Below are 16,440 nucleotides of genomic sequence, written 5' to 3'. Positions count from 1 at the left end.
TTGCGGCCGCTCAACCCTTGAGGGTGTTGAGATCTTCCGCGTTGATGCTGGACTTGTTACGGAACAGCAACACCAAGATGGCCAGGCCAATCGCCGATTCCGCAGCGGCCACGGTCAGGATGAAGAACACGAACACCTGGCCGTGCATGTCACCCAGATAGTGGGAGAAGGCCACGAAATTCATGTTCACGGCCAGCAGCATCAGCTCGATGGCCATGAGCAGAACGATCAGGTTTCTGCGGTTCAGAAAAATGCCGATGACAGCGATGGCGAACATCATCGCCCCCAGTGTCAGGAAATGCCCGAGTGTGAGCGTCATGCCTTTGTCTCCTGCGCAGCGGCGTCGCCTGCTGGCTCTTGTACTTGCGGCGCACGCGTGGCCGCCACCTTCACCATCCGCACGCGGTCCTTGGAGCGCACGCGAACCTGTTCGGAGGGGTTGATCGCCTTGCTGTCCTTGCGCTTGCGCAGGGTCAGTGCAATCGCGGCAATCATCGCCACCAGCAGGATCGTGGCCGCAATTTCCACCGGATACAGGTATTCGGTGTACAGCAGGCGACCCAGTTCCTTGGTGTTGGAATACGGTTCGAGCTGGCCTGCGGCATTGAGCACCATGGCCGGAACGGCCTTGGCTTCATCGATGCTGCTGAAGCCGCCCATGAGCACCATGCCCATTTCGAACACGATCAGCACGCCGATGAAGGCGGCCAGCGGGAAATGCTTCCAGAAGCCCTGGCGCAGCGCGTCGATGCGGATGTCCAGCATCATCACCACGAACAGGAACAGCACCATCACCGCGCCCAGATAGACCAGCACCAGCGCGATCGCGAGGAACTCGGCCTTGAGCAGCAGCCAGATGGCCGCGGCCTGGGAGAAAGCCAGGATCAGGTTGAGCACGGCGTGCACGGGGTTGCGCGCCGTCACCACGCGGAACGAGGCAACGAGCAGCACCACCGCGAACAAATAGAAAAAAGCAGTTTTGGCGTCCATGAATCGAGTCTTCTTGGGTGATCAGGCGCCGCTTCAGCGGTACTTGGCATCGGCTGCGCGGGCAGCTGCGATGTCGGCTTCGTAGCGGTCGCCAACGGCCAGCAACATGTCCTTGGTGAAGTACAGGTCACCGCGTTTTTCGCCGTGGTATTCAAAGATGTGCGTCTCGACGATCGAGTCGACCGGGCAGCTCTCTTCGCAGAAACCGCAGAAGATGCACTTGGTCAGATCGATGTCGTAGCGGTTGGTACGGCGCGAACCGTCATCCCGCACTTCCGACTCGATGGTGATCGCCATCGCGGGGCACACGGCCTCGCACAGCTTGCACGCGATGCAGCGCTCTTCGCCGTTGTCGTAACGGCGCAGTGCATGCAGGCCGCGAAAACGCGGCGACAGTGGCGTCTTCTCTTCGGGGAACTGCACCGTCACCTTGCGGCGAAAAGCGTAGCGACCTGTCAGAGACATGCCCTTGACCAGCTCCCAGAGCATGAAGCTCTTGAAGAAATCCTTGATCGAAAATGATGTAGCAGCAACAGCAGCCATTTGTGTCCCCGCTTATTTCCAGATATTCCAAGGCGAGTGCAACCATGCACCCACGATGACCAGCCACACCAGGGTGACGGGAATAAAAATCTTCCAGCCCAGACGCATGATCTGGTCGTAACGGAAGCGCGGGAAGGTGGCGCGGATCCAGATGAACATCGACACGACGACGAAGGTCTTGATACCCAGCCAGATCCATCCGGGGATGAACGACAGGAAGTCAAACGGTGGCAGCCAGCCGCCCAGGAACATCAGCACGGCCAGGATGGACACCAGCCACATGCTGGCGTACTCGGCCAGGAAGAAGACCGCGAAGCCCATGCCCGAGTACTCGACCATGTGGCCGGCAACGATTTCGGCTTCACCTTCGACGACGTCGAAGGGATGGCGGTTGGTTTCAGCGACGCCCGAGATCAGGTAGACGATGAAGATAGGCAGCAGCGGCAGCCAGTTCCACGACAGGATGCCGGCGCCCATGTTGGCCGCCATGCCCGTGCCCTGGCTCACGACGATGGCCGTGAGGTTCATGCTGCCCGAGACCATGATCACCACCAGGAAGCAGAAGCCCATGGCGATTTCATAGCTGACCATCTGTGCCGAGGCGCGCAGCGCGCCGAGGAAAGCGTACTTCGAGTTCGAGGCCCAGCCGGCGATGATCACGCCGTAGACTTCGATCGAGGTGATCGCCATGATCAGCAGAATGCCCGCGTTGACATTGGCCAGCGCGACATCGGGACCGAAAGGAATCGCGACCCAGCCGGCAAGTGCCGGCATGATGGCCATGACCGGACCCAGGAAGAACAGGCCCTTGCTCGCGGCCGTGGGTTGGATGATTTCCTTGGTCAGCAGCTTGATGCCGTCGGCCAGGGGTTGCAGCAGACCGAAAGGACCGACACGGTTGGGACCGTGGCGCACCTGCATGAAGCCCAGCAGCTTGCGCTCCCAGAGCGTCAGGTAGGCGACGGCGCCCATCAGCGGGGCGACGATGCAGACGATCTTCAGCAGGATCCAGAGCACTGGCCAGACCGCGGCGGTCCACCAGGCGGCGGACACCAGGCCCAGGCCGCCGTTGTAGATGGCGTCGATCATGCGGCACCTCCGTCACGGACCAGACGGGCGTCTGCCGTCAATTGCAGGGAAGCCGCGCGGCGCACCAGGCCGTCGAGCTGATAGATGCTCGCCACGACCGGCTCGGCCATGGCTTCGCGGCGCACGGCCAAAGGCGCGAGGCTGGCGTTGTTCAAACTCTCGGCAGGCACCTGCGATGCTCCTTGCGCAATTTCGGCCAACACTTCCTGGGCCGTTTCGTAGGCCATGCCAGGCACGTCCAGCAGATTGGCCAGCACGCGCAGCACTTTCCAGCCCGGACGTGTGTCTTCGAGCGGACGCACCACGGCGTGGAAGCTCTGGATCAGGCCTTCGGCGTTCACGAACGTGCCCGGAGTTTCCGAGAACGGCGCGATAGGCAGCAGCACGTCGCTGATGTCCATGTTGGCCTTGAAAGGGCTCAACGTGACCACCATCTGCGCACCAGCCAGGCCCTTGGCACCGCCGGCCGCGTCGAACGCGGGTTCGGTGTTGAGCAGCAAAGCCGCCTTGAGGCCGCCTGCAGCCAGCATCTGGCCGGCGTTCAGGCCACCGCGTTGCGGCTGGGCCTTGACCCACTGCGCACCCACGGTGTTCGCGGCTTCGGTCAGGTAGCCGACGGTTGCGCCGGTCTGTTCGCCGATCCACTGCGCCAGGGCCAGCAGGCTAGACGCATGTGCATGGTGGGCAGCGGCATTGCCGAGCAAAATGGCCTTGCGCTCGCCCGACAGCAGCGCCTTGGCGATCGCCTGGGCCTGTTCGTTCGAGGCGGCGACTTGCACCGGAGCGTCCACGCCCTTTTCCTGGGCCACGGCGGCGGCCACATCGGCCAGCGCCTGTTCCCAGTCGGCGGCATTCACCACCGATTGCGCGACGGGCATGGCCCAGTCGTATTCCTGGCCGTTGATCGCGTGCACCTTGCAGCCCTTGCGGGTCGCCTGGCGGATGCGCTGGGCAAACAGCGGATGGTCCTTGCGCAGGTTGGAGCCGACGATCAGCACCGATTGCAGCACCGACAGCGAAGCCATCGTCGTGCCCAGCCACTGCACGCCCGCAGCGGGAGCGAACTCGGCGTGGCGCAGGCGGTGGTCGATGTTGTCGCTGCCCAGGCCGCGCAGCAGTTGGCCCGCGAGGTGCAGCTCTTCGAGCGTGCTGTGCGGGCTCACCAGCGCACCGATGGAGTTCGCGCCGTGGTCCTGCTTGATCTGCTGCAGGCCGTTGGCGACGTATTCGAGGGCGGTCTGCCAGTCGACTTCCTTCCACTCGCCGCCCTGCTTGATCATGGGGCGGGTCAGGCGCTGGTCGCTGTTGAGCGATTCGTACGAGAAGCGGTCGCGGTCGGCGATCCAGCATTCGTTGACGGCGTCGTTCTCGAACGGCAGAACGCGCATCACGCGGTGGTTCTTGACCTGAACGATCAGGTTGGCACCGGTCGAATCATGCGGGCTCACCGACTTGCGGCGCGACAGTTCCCAGGTGCGGGCGCTGTAGCGGAAAGGCTTGCTGGTCAACGCGCCCACGGGGCAGATGTCGATCATGTTGCCCGAGAGCTCGGAGTCGATCGTGTCGCCAGCGACCGTGGTGATTTCGGAGTGCTCGCCGCGGTGGATCATGCCCAGTTCCATGACGCCGGCCACTTCCTGGCCAAAGCGCACGCAACGGGTGCAGTGAATGCAGCGCGTCATTTCCTGCATGGAGATCAGCGGGCCGACGTTCTTGTTGAACACCACGCGCTTTTCTTCTTCATAGCGCGAAGCGCCGCCACCGTAGCCCACGGCCAGATCCTGCAGCTGGCATTCGCCACCTTGGTCGCAGATCGGGCAGTCCAGCGGGTGGTTGATGAGCAGAAACTCCATCACCGACTGCTGGGCCTTGATGGCCTTTTCGCTCTTGGTGCGCACGATCATGCCCTGCGTCACCGGCGTGGCGCACGCGGGCATCGGCTTGGGCGCCTTTTCCACGTCGACCAGGCACATGCGGCAGTTGGCCGCAATGGAAAGCTTCTTGTGATAACAGAAGTGAGGAATGTAGGTACCGGCCTTCTCGGCGGCATGCATGACCATGCTGCCCTCGGTAATCTCTACCTTCTGACCGTCCAGTTCAATTTCAACCATATGCTTGTCTCGCGATCAGGCCGCCGTGGCGGTCTGTTTGGAAGCGCTCTGGATCTTCGCTTCAAACTCTGGGCGGAAATGCTTGATCATGGCGCGCACCGGCATCGCTGCCGCATCGCCCAGCGCACAGATCGTGCGCCCCATGATGTTCACGGACACCGAGTCCAACAGCTCGATATCCTCAGGCCGGCCTTGGCCGTTCTGAATGCGGTGGACCACGCGCCACAGCCAGCCCGTGCCTTCACGGCAAGGCGTGCACTGGCCGCAGGACTCATGCGAATAGAAGTACGACAGGCGCAGCAGGCACTCGACCATGTCGCGCGAGTCGTCCATGACGATCACGGCGCCCGAGCCCAGCATGGAGCCGGCCTTGGCGATCGAGTCGTAATCCATCGTGCACTGCATGATCACGTCGGCAGGCAGCACGGGCGACGACGAGCCGCCGGGGATCACGGCCTTGAGCGTGCGACCCTTGCGCACGCCACCGGCGAGCTCGAGCAGCTTGGAGAACGGCGTGCCCATGGGCACTTCGTAGTTGCCCGGCATCTCGACGTCACCGCTGACCGAATAGATCTTGGTGCCGCCGTTGTTGGGCTTGCCGCATTCGAGGTAGGCCTGACCGCCATTGCGGATGATCCAGGGCACGGCCGCGAAGGTCTCGGTGTTGTTGATGGTCGTCGGCTTGCCGTACAGACCGAAGCTCGCGGGGAACGGCGGCTTGAAGCGGGGCTGGCCCTTCTTGCCTTCGAGCGACTCGAGCAGCGCGGTTTCTTCACCGCAGATGTAGGCGCCGAAACCATGGTGGGCGTGCAGCTCGAAGCTGAACGCGCTGCCCATGATGTTGTCGCCGAGGAAGCCCGCTGCGCGCGCTTCTTCCAGCGCGGCTTCGAAGCGGTCATAGACCTCGAAGATTTCGCCGTGGATGTAGTTGTAACCCAGCGTGATGCCCATGGCATAGGCCGCGATGGCCATGCCTTCGATCACGATGTGCGGGTTGAACATCAGGATGTCGCGGTCCTTGCAGGTACCGGGTTCGCCTTCGTCCGAGTTGCACACCAGGTGCTTCTGACCGGGGAACTGGCGGGGCATGAAGCTCCACTTCAGGCCCGTGGGGAAGCCCGCGCCGCCGCGGCCGCGCAGACCCGATTCCTTCACGGTGGCAATCACCTGGTCCTGGGTCAGGCCTTCGCCGCCGTCCTGGGCCAGGATCTTGCGCAGGGCTTCGTAGCCGCCGCGCGCGACATAGTCCTTGAGCGACCAGTTGCTGCCGTCGAGACCCGCATAGATTTGCGGCTCGATGTGGCGGTCGTGGAAGCAGGTCTCGTTGCCCGACGATGCAAAGCGGGCGAGAACGTCTTGTGCTGCCTGGCTCATGCTTGACCTTCCGCGGCGCGCAGGCCGTCGACCAGCTCGTCGAGCTTGTCGTTGGTCATGAAGCTGCACATGCAGCGGTCATTGACCAGCATTACCGGCGAGTCGGCGCAGGCGCCCAGGCACTCGGACTGCTGCAGCGTGAACATGCCGTCGGACGTGGTCTCGCCCATCTTGATGCCCAGCTTGGATTCGAGGTGGTGCAAGGCCTTGTAGCCATCGCGCAGCTGGCACGGCAGGTTGGTACAAACGTTGAGCTTGTACTTGCCTGTGGGCTGCTGGTTGTACATGTTGTAGAACGTGGTCACTTCATGCACGGCGATCTGGGGCATGCCCAGGTACTCGGCAATGATGGCCTCGTTCTCGGCGCTGACCCAGCCCTCTTCCTGCTGGACGATGGACAGACAGGCCATCACAGCCGATTGTTTCTGGTCGGCCGGGTACTTGGCCACCTCGCGCGCAAAGCGCGCTTTAGTCGCTTCAGTCATCATCGGTCAATCTCTCCGAACACGATATCCATGGTGCCGATGATTGCCACGGCATCGGCAATCATGTGGCCGCGGGCCATCTCATCGAGCGTCGCCAGATGGGCGAAGCCGGGCGCGCGGATCTTCAGGCGGTAGGGCTTGTTGGCGCCGTCACTCACCAGATAGATGCCGAACTCGCCCTTGGGATGCTCGACGCACGCATAGGCTTCGCCTTCGGGTACGTGGAAGCCTTCGGTGAACAGCTTGAAATGGTGGATCAGCTCTTCCATGTTGGACTTCATCGACTCACGCGATGGCGGCGCCACCTTGTGGTTGTCGGTGATGACCGGACCGGGGTTGGCGCGCAGCCAGTCGACGCACTGCTTGATGATGCGGTTGGACTCGCGCATTTCAGCCACGCGCACCAGATAGCGGTCGTAGCAGTCGCCGGTCACGCCCACGGGCACGTCGAAATCCATGTCGGCATAGACTTCGTACGGCTGGGTCTTGCGCAGATCCCAGGCAATGCCCGAACCACGCAGCATGGGGCCGGTCATGCCCAGGTTCAGCGCGCGCTCGGGCGTCACGACGCCGATGCCCACGGTGCGCTGCTTCCAGATGCGGTTCTCGGTCAGCAGGGTTTCGTATTCGTCCACGCACTTGGGGAAGCGCTGCGTGAAGTCGTCGATGAAATCGAGCAGCGAGCCCTGGCGGTTGGTGTTCAGCTGTTCGATCGCCTTGGCGTTCTTGACCTTGCTGACCTTGTATTGCGCCATGCTTTCGGGCAGGTCGCGATAGACGCCACCCGGACGGAAGTAGGCGGCGTGCATGCGCGCGCCCGAGACCGCTTCGTACATGTCCATCAGGTCTTCGCGTTCACGGAACGTGTAGATCAGGATGGTCGAGCTGCCGCAGTCATTGCCGTGCGAACCGAGCCACATCAGGTGGTTCAGCAGGCGCGTGATTTCGGCGAACATCACGCGGATGTACTGCGCGCGCTTGGGCACTTCGAGGCCCAGCAGCTTCTCGATGGCGAGGCAATACGCGTGCTCGTTGGACATCATGGACACGTAATCCAGTCGGTCCATATAGGGCAGCGACTGGATGTAGGTCTTGTGCTCGGCGAGCTTTTCGGTCGCGCGGTGCAGCAGGCCGATGTGCGGATCGGCGCGTTGCACCACTTCGCCGTCGAGCTCAAGCACCAGGCGCAGCACGCCGTGCGCTGCCGGGTGCTGCGGTCCAAAGTTCAGGGAATAATTTTTGATTTCAGCCATGTGCGTCTACTCAAGATGCAAAGCATCTCAATGCAGGCCTCCGTACTTCTCTTCGCGGATGATGCGCGGCGTGATTTCACGCGGCTCGATGCTGACGGGCTGGTACACCACACGGCGCTGTTCGGCGTCGTAGCGCATTTCGACATGGCCGGACAGCGGGAAATCCTTGCGGAACGGGTGACCGATGAAACCGTAGTCGGTCAGGATGCGGCGCAGATCGTTGTGGCCGTCGAAGACGATGCCGAACAGGTCGAAGGCTTCGCGCTCGAACCAGTTGGCGGAATTCCACAGATCGCTGACCGAAGCCACGACCGGGAAATCGTCATCGGGGCAGAACACGCGCACGCGAACGCGCTGGTTCAGGCTCACCGACAGCAGGTGCGACACTGCGGCATAACGCAGGCCGTCGCGGCCGACTTCGGCATAGGCCGAGTAGTCGATGCCACACAGGTCGATCAGCTGCTCGAAACGGCAGTCGGCATGGTCTTTGAGCACCGACATGGCCTGCAGGTAATGCGCTGCGGCCACTTCCACGGTCACTTCACCCAGGGCCACGGTCACGCTGCGGGCGCGATCGCCCAAAGCAGCAGCCACCAGATCCCGAAGTTTTTCGGGCTGAATTGCAATTGCGGTCATCATCGAGCCTTTAAACGCGGGCGATGGTATGGGTGCGGCGAATCTTCTGCTGCAGCTGGATGATCCCGTAGATCAGTGCTTCGGCGGTTGGCGGGCAACCGGGCACATAGACATCCACAGGGACAATGCGGTCGCAACCGCGCACCACGGAATAGCTGTAATGGTAGTAACCACCACCATTTGCGCAAGATCCCATGGAGATGACCCAGCGCGGTTCCGACATCTGGTCGTAAACCTTGCGCAGGGCCGGAGCCATCTTGTTGCACAGCGTACCGGCAACAATCATCAAGTCAGATTGTCGCGGGCTGGCGCGGAACACTTCGGCGCCGAAACGGCCGAGGTCATAGCGCGCCGCGGCGGTATGCATCATTTCAACCGCACAGCAGGCCAGACCAAAGGTCATGGGCCAGAGCGAACCGGTCTTGGCCCAATTCACCACGGAGTCATAGCTCGTGGTGATGAAGCCTTCCTTCATCACGCCTTCGATCATCGTGTTTCCTTATTGAATACCGGTCATTCCCAGTCCAGCGCACCTTTTTTCCACTCGTAGGCAAAGCCGACGACCAGAATGGCCAGAAAGATCACAACAGCGGCGAAACCTGCGAGACCCACTTCTTGAAGCGACACTGCCCAAGGAAGGAGAAAAGCGATTTCCAAATCAAACAGGATGAACAGGATGGCCACGAGGTAGTAGCGCACGTCGAATTTCATTCGCGCGTCTTCAAAGGCCTCGAAGCCACATTCGTAAGGGGAGTTCTTGGCATCGTCCGGACGATTGGGGCCAAGCAGATAGCCCAATGCCAGAGGCAGGATGCCGATGGATGCACCCACCAGGATGAACAGAAGAACGGGGAGATACTGATCGATGTTCATCTGGGGCTCACACCTTCATCAAAGGCACGCCCAGTCACGATCACAGCCTGATCATCTGGGCAGGCTTTTGTATATATTATGGTGCCGTCGGCGAGACTCGAACTCGCACAGCTTTCGCCACTACCCCCTCAAGATAGCGTGTCTACCAATTTCACCACGACGGCTTCGTCTCAATCTTTTTTTCCGGGAAGCTAGAGGTGTCTTGTAAGACTTTGACCTCCCGGACAATCTAAGTATTCTACTCTGAAAAACCCCTAGTAAAAGAGATTTCTCAGATTTTTCAAATTACTTGGTCGGGATCTGCGCCGCGCCTTCAGCCGGGGCTGCGGGCACCACGGCAGGCGCATCGCCGGCCGCAGGAACGGGCACGCTCACGGCCGCGCCTTCGAGCACGCTGCCTGCGGTCGGAGCACGATGGTTGCCGATATAGGCCAGGGCCAGCGTCGCCACGAAGAACACCGCGGCCAGGATGCCGGTGGTGCGCGACAGGAAGTTCGCACTGCCCGAAGCACCGAACAGGCTGCCCGAGCTGCCGCCGCCAAACGACGCGCCCATGTCGGCACCCTTGCCGTGCTGGATCAGGATCAGACCGATCATGGCCAGTGCGGTCAACATCTGGATGGCCAGGATCACGCTTGCAAATGCATTCATTTTTTTCAACTCCTCAACTAAACAATTAAAGTGCAGCGCGCCTCAGTCGGCGGCGGCAATGATCTGCAGAAAATCGGCGGCCTTGAGCGCCGCACCGCCCACCAGACCACCATCGATATCGGGCTGGGCCAGCAGCTGCGCGGCATTGGCCGCGTTCATGCTGCCGCCATACAACAAGGCAATGTCTTGCGCATGGGTCGTCGCCGCAGCCAGCTGGGCGCGCAGCACGGCATGCACTTCCTGTGCCTGCTCGGGCGTTGCCGTGCGACCGGTGCCAATGGCCCAGACGGGCTCGTAAGCCACGACCAGTTCGGTCACGCAATGACCGACCGCGTGCACCACGGCAGCGAGCTGGCGCTTGACCACATTTTCGGTTTCACCGGTTTCACGCTCGGCAAGCGTCTCACCGACGCAGACGATGGGCGTGATGCCCGCGGCCAGCGCACGCTGGGCCTTGGCGGCCACCACGGCATCGGTTTCGCCATGGTACTGGCGGCGTTCGGAATGCCCCACCAGCGTATAGCGCACGCCGAATTCACGCAACATTTCGACCGAAGTCTCGCCGGTATAGGCACCGACCGCATGCTGCGAGACGTCTTGCGACGCGAGCGCGATGCGGCTGCCTTCGACCAGCGCCTGCACCTGCGCCAGATATGGCGCGGGCACGGCGACCGCGACGCCGCAGCCGGCATCTGCCGCCTGCGCCGCCAGGCCGTCCTTGAGCGCGGCGATCAGTGCGGCATTGGCAGCCAGGCTGCCGTTCATTTTCCAGTTTCCGACGATGAGTTTTTTCTTCATGGTTACCATGTCAAAACGATTTTTCCGGTGTGCTCGCTCGATTCCATCAGCGCATGCGACTGCACGGCTTGCTCGGCGGCGAATTGGCGAAAGATCACCGGGCGCACCTTGCCCGATTCCAGCCAGGGCCAGACATTTTCGCGCAAGGCCTTGGCGATTGCGCCCTTGAAGGCCACGGGGCGCGGACGCAGCGTCGAGCCCGTGATCACGAGGCGCCGGCGCAGGACCAGGCTCGCATCGAACTGCGCCTTGACGCCGCCCTGCACTGCAATGATCACCAGACGCCCGTCTTCCGCGAGACAGCCGACTTCACGCGCCACATAGTCGCCACCAACCATGTCGAGGATCACGTCCACGCCCTGGCCTTCGGTGATGCGCATTACTTCGGCCGCGAAGTCCTGGGTGTTGTAGTTGATCGCGTGCTGCGCGCCCAGCGCCAGGCAGTTGTCGCACTTGGCATCGGTGCCCGCAGTGACGATCACTTTCGCACCCCAGGCCAGCGCCAGCTGGATCGCGGTCACGCCTATGCCGCTGCTGCCGCCCTGCACCAGCAGCGTTTCGCCCGGTTGCAGCGCGCCGCGCTGGAACACGTTGCTCCACACCGTGAAGTAGGTTTCGGGCAGCGAAGCGGCCTCGACATCGGACAGTCCCTTGGGCACGGGCAGGCATTGCGCCACGGGAGCGACGCAATACTCGGCGTAACCACCACCGGCGACGAGCGCGCAGACACGGTCGCCGACCGCGATGCCCGCAGCCGCCATGGCCTGGGCATCGCCGCTTTCGACCACGCCAGCGACTTCGAGGCCGGGCAGCTCCGAAGTGCCTGGAGGCGGAGCGTAACGGCCCTTGCGCTGCAGGACGTCGGGGCGGTTGATGCCGCTAGCCGCAACCCGGATCAGCAACTCGCCAGCACCGGCCACAGGGGCCGGATGCTCGGTCAGCCGCAGAACCTCAGGGCCTCCGGGGGATGTGATTTCGACAGCGCGCATGGGAAATCTCACGAAAAAGGGAAAGGAAATCAGGCAGCCAACTGCAGGCCTGGCAGAAACCAAAAAATCGGCCTCCCATTACGGAGGCCGATTTCTCAGCGGAGCAGCGGTTTATTGCTGCTGTTGCTGCTGCTGGTCGTTGGCACGCGGAGCGCGGGGCTCACGCTGTTCGCGCGAATCACCACGGGGTTCGCGCGGCTCGCGGCGCTCGGCGGGAGCCGGACGATCGCTGCGCTGCTCGCCTGCGGGACGCTCGGCCAGGGCCTTCATGGACAGCTTGACGCGGCCCTTTTCGTCGGTTTCCATGACCTTGACCTTGACGATCTGGCCTTCACGCAGGTAGTCATTGACGTTCTCGACGCGCTCGTGGGCGATCTGGCTGATGTGCAGCAGGCCGTCCTTGCCGGGCAGCAGATTGATCAGTGCGCCGAAGTCGAGGATCTTGGTCACGGGACCTTCGTAGACCTTGCCGATTTCGACTTCTGCAGTGATCTGCTCGATGCGCTTCTTGGCTTCGTCGGCCTTGGCGGCTTCGGTCGCGGCGATGGTGATCGTGCCGTCTTCGTCGATGTTGATCTGGCAGCCGGTCTCTTCGGTCAGCGCGCGGATCACCGAACCACCCTTGCCGATCACGTCACGGATCTTCTCGGGGTTGATCTTCATGGTGTACAGCTTGGGAGCGAAGTTCGAGACTTCGGTCTTGGCTTCGCCCATGGCTTCCTGCATTGCGCCCAGGATGTGCATGCGGGCTTCCTTGGCCTGGGCCAGTGCGACCTGCATGATTTCCTTGGTGATGCCCTGGATCTTGATGTCCATCTGCAGCGCGGTGATGCCGTTGGTCGTGCCGGCCACCTTGAAGTCCATGTCACCCAGGTGATCTTCGTCACCCAGGATGTCGGTCAGCACGGCGAAGCGGTTTTCTTCCTTGATCAGACCCATGGCGATGCCGGCCACGTGGGCCTTCATAGGCACACCGGCGTCCATCAGTGCCAGGCAGCCGCCGCAGACCGAAGCCATCGACGAGGAGCCGTTGGACTCGGTGATTTCCGACACCACACGCATGGTGTAGGGGAATTCTTCCTTGGTGGGCAGCACGGCGATCAGCGCGCGCTTGGCCAGACGGCCGTGGCCGATTTCGCGGCGCTTGGTCGAACCCATGCGACCGACTTCGCCGGTGGCGAAGGGAGGCATGTTGTAGTGCATCATGAAGCGGTCTTCGTACTCGCCGGCCAGCGCGTCGATGCGCTGTGCGTCGCGTTCCGTGCCCAGCGTGGCCACGACCAGCGCCTGGGTTTCGCCACGCGTGAACAGGGCCGAACCGTGGGTGCGGGGCAGCAGCGAGTTGCGGATTTCGATGGGACGCACGGTGCGTGTGTCACGGCCGTCGATGCGCGGCTCGCCGGCCAGGATCTGGCTGCGCACGATGCGTGCTTCGATGTCGAACAGCATGCCTTCGACCTTGACTTCGTCGAACACCACGCCTTGCGCCGTGAGACCGGCCTTGACCGTGGCGTAGGCATCGCGGCAAGCGTGCGTGCGGCTTTGCTTGTTGCGGATCTGGTAGGCGCTGCGCAGGGCTTCTTCACCCAGGGCACCGACTTGGGCGATCAGCGGCTCGTCCTTGGCAGGCGCTTGCCAGTCCCAGACGGGCTTGCCGGCGTCGCGCACCAGTTCATGGATGGCGTTGATGGCGATGCGGCTTTGCTCGTGGCCGAAGACCACGGCACCCAGCATCAGTTCTTCCGACAGCTGCTGGGCTTCGGACTCGACCATCAGCACGGCGGCTTCGGTGCCGGCAACGATCAGGTCCATCTGCGAGCCCTTGCGCTGCGTCTGGCCGGGGTTGAGCACGTACTCGCCATTGATGTAACCCACGCGGGCTGCACCGATGGGGCCGCTGAAAGGAATGCCCGAAATGGCCAGCGCGGCCGAAGAGGCGATCAGCGCGGCGATGTCGGCGTCGACTTCAGGGTTCAGCGACACGGTGTGGATCACCACATGCACGTCGTTGTAGAAACCTTCGGGGAACAGCGGACGGATCGGGCGATCGATCAGGCGGCTGGTCAGCGTTTCGTGTTCGCTGGGCTTGGCTTCGCGCTTGAAGAAGCTGCCGGGGATCTTGCCTGCGGCGTATGTCTTCTCAATGTAGTCCACGGTCAGGGGGAAGAAATCCTGGCCCGACTTGGCCTTCTTCGAAGCCACGACCGTCGCCAACACCACGGTGTCGTCGATGTTGACCAGCACCGCGCCGGATGCCTGGCGTGCGATTTCGCCGGTTTCCAGAGTGACCGTGTGCTGGCCCCATTGGAAAGTCTTGGTCACTTTGTTGAAAATGCTCATATTCGCTCCTAGATTAATAGCTAGCTATTCATAGCCAGCAATAGTTTGGAGGACAATTCAGAACACGATGCCATTCCAGCAGACCAGTACCTTGCGGACCCCGCACAGGGCTGTTGGAATGACATAGCTTCGCTCTGTTATCCATCCTCCGAAGTAAAAAACGCCTGAGCTAGCAGGCTAACTCAGGCGTTTTTATCTCTGACTCAATTTACTTACGCAGGCCCAGCTTGGCGATCAGCGCGGTGTAACGGTCTGCATCGCGGGACTTGAGGTAGTCCAGCAGCTTACGACGACGGCTCACCATGCGCAGCAGGCCGCGACGACCGTGGTGGTCCTTGGCGTGTTGCTTGAAGTGGGGGGTCAGTTCGTTGATGCGAGCGGTCAGCAGCGCGACTTGCACTTCTGGGCTGCCAGTGTCGTTTTCAGCACGGGCATTGGCCTTGACAACTTCGGCCTTGATAGAGGATGCGATCATTTGTTTTTTCCTGTATGTGGAGCAGCGCGAACGCGCCCCTTGATGACTTGCGCCGGCGGCTGGAACGGCCATCGGCGTGCGTCTTGCACCATGCAAAACCCCGCGATTATAGCGCGCTGCATTTTCGGCCATCAACGGACTGGTGCTTTGCCCGATGCGGTCAGGGTCGATTGCCCTGAGGCCTGCGGCGGCGGCGCAGAATTTTCGCCGTCCGTTTTTTCCATTGAAAGGCCTGCCATGCCTTCCACGATGATCCTGGGCGCAGTCGCACTGGTGCTGTTCCTGGGCGATGCTGCGGCGGCTGCGCCAGCGACCGGCGCCAGCGCGCAAGATACCGAACGTCGCCAACCGCCAAGCCGGCGCAAGCCCCGCATCCTGCACCTGCCCAGCCCTTCGGAAGAGAGCCAGGCGCAGCGCGACCGGCGCCTCACACGCGAGTGCCGCGGCCTGCCCAATGCGGGCGCCTGCCTGGGTTACGCAGCTGCGGCAGCGGCGCGCCCGCGCGGCGCCGGTCAACGCCGCTGACGCGGGTGGTTCGCTCCGCTGGTCGGATGCATCCTGCCGCCTGTCGTCAATCTGCTGGAAGAGGATGGCTTTGTGTGCTGAAGTGCAAGCATGAAGGTCCGATCTTCCTGCCCAGCAACTGTTTGCCGGCGCCGTGCGGCAGGGCTGACTTTGGTCGAAATTCTCGTGACCCTGTCGATCGTGGCGCTGCTGACGACGCTGGCCGTGCCCTCCTTCAAGCCTTTGCTCGACCGCTGGCGCGTGCGGCAGGCAGAAGGCGCGGTGACCGACGTCATACGGCTGGGGCGCACCGAAGCCATCAAGCGCGGCGGAAACGTGGTGATCCAAAAGATGGATAACACCACCGACAACTGCGTGACCGCTCCCCGGACCATCGACTGGGGCTGCGGCTGGCGGCTGTTTGTCGACAGCGACGGCAACGGCAGATACACCCAGGGAGAGGAAGTGCTGCTCAATGCGCGCGTGCCTGCGGGAATGGGCGTGACGCATGTCCTCGGAGCCGCGGGAAGCGACGCCGACACCATCGCCATCAACCGTTGGGGCAACATGGACGGCATCAACGCCAAGAGCTTCATCGTCTACCCCTACGCGGAAGGAACGGACTCCAAAGCCGCGCGCACGCTGTGCGTTTCCGCAGGCGGGCGCATCAACTGGAAAGCAGGTGCGACATGCTGAAACGCCACCAGCGCGGCATCACGCTCATCGAGTCCCTGGCCGCCATCGTGGTCATGGCGCTGGGCGTGCTCGGCATCCTGGGCGTGCAGATGCGCACGCTGGCCGACAGCCAGACCAGCGTGCGGCGTGCCCAGGCGGTGCGCATGATCGAAGACCTGAGCGAACGCATACGCATGAACCCGCGTGGCCTGGCCGAACTCAACCAATATGTCGTAGCCTGGGACAGCAAGCCGCCCAAGGCCGGCAACTGCGCGGCTGCCGCCTGCACCAGCGCCAATCTGGCGACCGACGACAGAAACCTGTGGCTGGCCAATGTCCAGCAAACGCTGCCGCTGGGCGATGCCACCATATTCCTGGCGGCCGACGAAACCAACAATGCCAACCGCCGACAGCTGGGCGTGATGATCAGCTGGCGCGAGAACGAAAAGCTGCCCTCGGGCAGCTCCGCCGCAGACAAGACCGAGCAGGCCACGTACCGCGCAGTGCTGCAGCCCGTGGCCACGGGCGCCAACAAGCCCGTCTGCCCGCCCGACCGAAGCTGCCATCTGCAGTACATCCAACCCAGCGCGCGCTGCCTGCCTTACAGCGCGGGCGCGGCGAGCGCCAGCCTTGCCATCTGCCCGGGCTGACGCC

Annotated in this window: 19 protein-coding genes and 1 tRNA gene; 3 read left to right on the top strand and 17 right to left on the bottom strand. The window is 62.5% G+C overall.

The genetic code is table 11. The features are described 5' to 3' along the window. Window positions 1-10 precede the first annotated feature (10 nt). The 17 genes from nuoK to rpsO all read right to left on the bottom strand — a co-directional run bounded on the left by nuoK (window position 11) and on the right by rpsO (window position 14,607). Entirely contained in the window at window positions 11-319 is a 309-nt protein-coding gene (gene nuoK, locus KHY18_RS07240; RefSeq protein ID WP_213296817.1) for an NADH-quinone oxidoreductase subunit NuoK, read from the bottom strand. Beyond that, window positions 316-990, bottom strand: coding sequence for an NADH-quinone oxidoreductase subunit J (locus KHY18_RS07235; protein WP_213296814.1), 675 nt, complete (start codon window positions 988-990; stop codon window positions 316-318). Before KHY18_RS07235 ends, nuoK begins: the two co-directional genes overlap by 4 nt. Window positions 991-1,023: 33 nt before the next feature. Further along, window positions 1,024-1,533 carry an NADH-quinone oxidoreductase subunit NuoI gene (gene nuoI / locus KHY18_RS07230; RefSeq protein ID WP_213296811.1) on the bottom strand — a complete coding sequence of 170 codons (510 nt, stop codon included), beginning with the start codon at window positions 1,531-1,533 and terminating at the stop codon, window positions 1,024-1,026. A gap of 12 nt (window positions 1,534-1,545) precedes the next feature. Next, complete coding sequence (nuoH, locus tag KHY18_RS07225) at window positions 1,546-2,622, bottom strand: NADH-quinone oxidoreductase subunit NuoH (protein ID WP_213296798.1); 1,077 nt, start codon at window positions 2,620-2,622, stop codon at window positions 1,546-1,548. Next, complete coding sequence (gene nuoG / locus KHY18_RS07220; protein ID WP_213296771.1) at window positions 2,619-4,733, bottom strand: NADH-quinone oxidoreductase subunit NuoG; 2,115 nt, start codon at window positions 4,731-4,733, stop codon at window positions 2,619-2,621. The genes nuoH and nuoG overlap by 4 nt, the downstream gene beginning before the upstream one ends. Before the next feature lie 15 nt (window positions 4,734-4,748). After that, complete coding sequence (gene nuoF / locus KHY18_RS07215; protein ID WP_213296768.1) at window positions 4,749-6,107, bottom strand: NADH-quinone oxidoreductase subunit NuoF; 1,359 nt, start codon at window positions 6,105-6,107, stop codon at window positions 4,749-4,751. Then, the gene (gene nuoE, locus KHY18_RS07210) at window positions 6,104-6,595 is read right to left on the bottom strand and encodes an NADH-quinone oxidoreductase subunit NuoE (protein ID WP_213296765.1); all 492 of its coding nucleotides are present in this window, start codon (window positions 6,593-6,595) and stop codon (window positions 6,104-6,106) included. The genes nuoF and nuoE overlap by 4 nt, the downstream gene beginning before the upstream one ends. Continuing rightward, window positions 6,592-7,845 carry an NADH-quinone oxidoreductase subunit D gene (locus KHY18_RS07205; RefSeq protein ID WP_213296762.1) on the bottom strand — a complete coding sequence of 418 codons (1,254 nt, stop codon included), beginning with the start codon at window positions 7,843-7,845 and terminating at the stop codon, window positions 6,592-6,594. The genes nuoE and KHY18_RS07205 overlap by 4 nt, the downstream gene beginning before the upstream one ends. Window positions 7,846-7,872: 27 nt before the next feature. After that, entirely contained in the window at window positions 7,873-8,481 is a 609-nt protein-coding gene (locus tag KHY18_RS07200; RefSeq protein ID WP_213296759.1) for an NADH-quinone oxidoreductase subunit C, read from the bottom strand. Between the two features lie 10 nt (window positions 8,482-8,491). Continuing rightward, window positions 8,492-8,971, bottom strand: a complete 480-nt coding sequence (locus KHY18_RS07195; RefSeq protein WP_175504774.1) for a NuoB/complex I 20 kDa subunit family protein — start codon at window positions 8,969-8,971, stop codon at window positions 8,492-8,494. Between the two features lie 23 nt (window positions 8,972-8,994). Beyond that, window positions 8,995-9,354: an NADH-quinone oxidoreductase subunit A gene (locus tag KHY18_RS07190; RefSeq protein WP_213296745.1), complete on the bottom strand. Its 360-nt coding sequence runs from the start codon at window positions 9,352-9,354 to the stop codon at window positions 8,995-8,997. Window positions 9,355-9,433: 79 nt separating this feature from the next. After that, window positions 9,434-9,518 (bottom strand) — tRNA-Leu (locus KHY18_RS07185). Between the two features lie 121 nt (window positions 9,519-9,639). Then, on the bottom strand, window positions 9,640-10,005 hold the full coding sequence (secG, locus tag KHY18_RS07180) for a preprotein translocase subunit SecG (RefSeq protein WP_213296742.1): 366 nt from the start codon (window positions 10,003-10,005) through the stop codon (window positions 9,640-9,642). 42 nt (window positions 10,006-10,047) lie between these two features. Beyond that, window positions 10,048-10,803, bottom strand: coding sequence for a triose-phosphate isomerase (tpiA, locus tag KHY18_RS07175; RefSeq protein WP_213296739.1), 756 nt, complete (start codon window positions 10,801-10,803; stop codon window positions 10,048-10,050). Window positions 10,804-10,805: 2 nt separating this feature from the next. Beyond that, window positions 10,806-11,792, bottom strand: a complete 987-nt coding sequence (locus KHY18_RS07170) for an NAD(P)H-quinone oxidoreductase (RefSeq protein WP_213296736.1) — start codon at window positions 11,790-11,792, stop codon at window positions 10,806-10,808. Between the two features lie 111 nt (window positions 11,793-11,903). Next, complete coding sequence (pnp, locus tag KHY18_RS07165) at window positions 11,904-14,132, bottom strand: polyribonucleotide nucleotidyltransferase (protein ID WP_213296733.1); 2,229 nt, start codon at window positions 14,130-14,132, stop codon at window positions 11,904-11,906. A 208-nt stretch (window positions 14,133-14,340) separates the two neighbouring features. Further along, window positions 14,341-14,607, bottom strand: coding sequence for a 30S ribosomal protein S15 (gene rpsO / locus KHY18_RS07160; RefSeq protein ID WP_159914338.1), 267 nt, complete (start codon window positions 14,605-14,607; stop codon window positions 14,341-14,343). Between the two features lie 237 nt (window positions 14,608-14,844). On the opposite strand from rpsO, the gene KHY18_RS07155 reads away from it, so the two are divergent. From KHY18_RS07155 to pilV, 3 genes are all read left to right on the top strand, one after another. Continuing rightward, window positions 14,845-15,132, top strand: a complete 288-nt coding sequence (locus KHY18_RS07155) for a hypothetical protein (RefSeq protein ID WP_213296719.1) — start codon at window positions 14,845-14,847, stop codon at window positions 15,130-15,132. Window positions 15,133-15,222: 90 nt separating this feature from the next. Further along, the gene (locus KHY18_RS07150; protein WP_283771298.1) at window positions 15,223-15,807 is read left to right on the top strand and encodes a GspH/FimT family pseudopilin; all 585 of its coding nucleotides are present in this window, start codon (window positions 15,223-15,225) and stop codon (window positions 15,805-15,807) included. Beyond that, window positions 15,801-16,436 (top strand): type IV pilus modification protein PilV, encoded by a 636-nt coding sequence (pilV, locus tag KHY18_RS07145; RefSeq protein ID WP_213296700.1) that lies wholly within the window; start codon window positions 15,801-15,803, stop codon window positions 16,434-16,436. The genes KHY18_RS07150 and pilV overlap by 7 nt, the downstream gene beginning before the upstream one ends. Window positions 16,437-16,440: the final 4 nt, after the last annotated feature.

Source organism: Acidovorax sp. CCYZU-2555, from assembly GCF_018413525.1.
Taxonomy (GTDB): domain Bacteria; phylum Pseudomonadota; class Gammaproteobacteria; order Burkholderiales; family Burkholderiaceae_C; genus Comamonas.
Note: the sequence above shows the minus strand (reverse complement) of the source record. Positions and strands in the feature narration are given on the sequence as shown.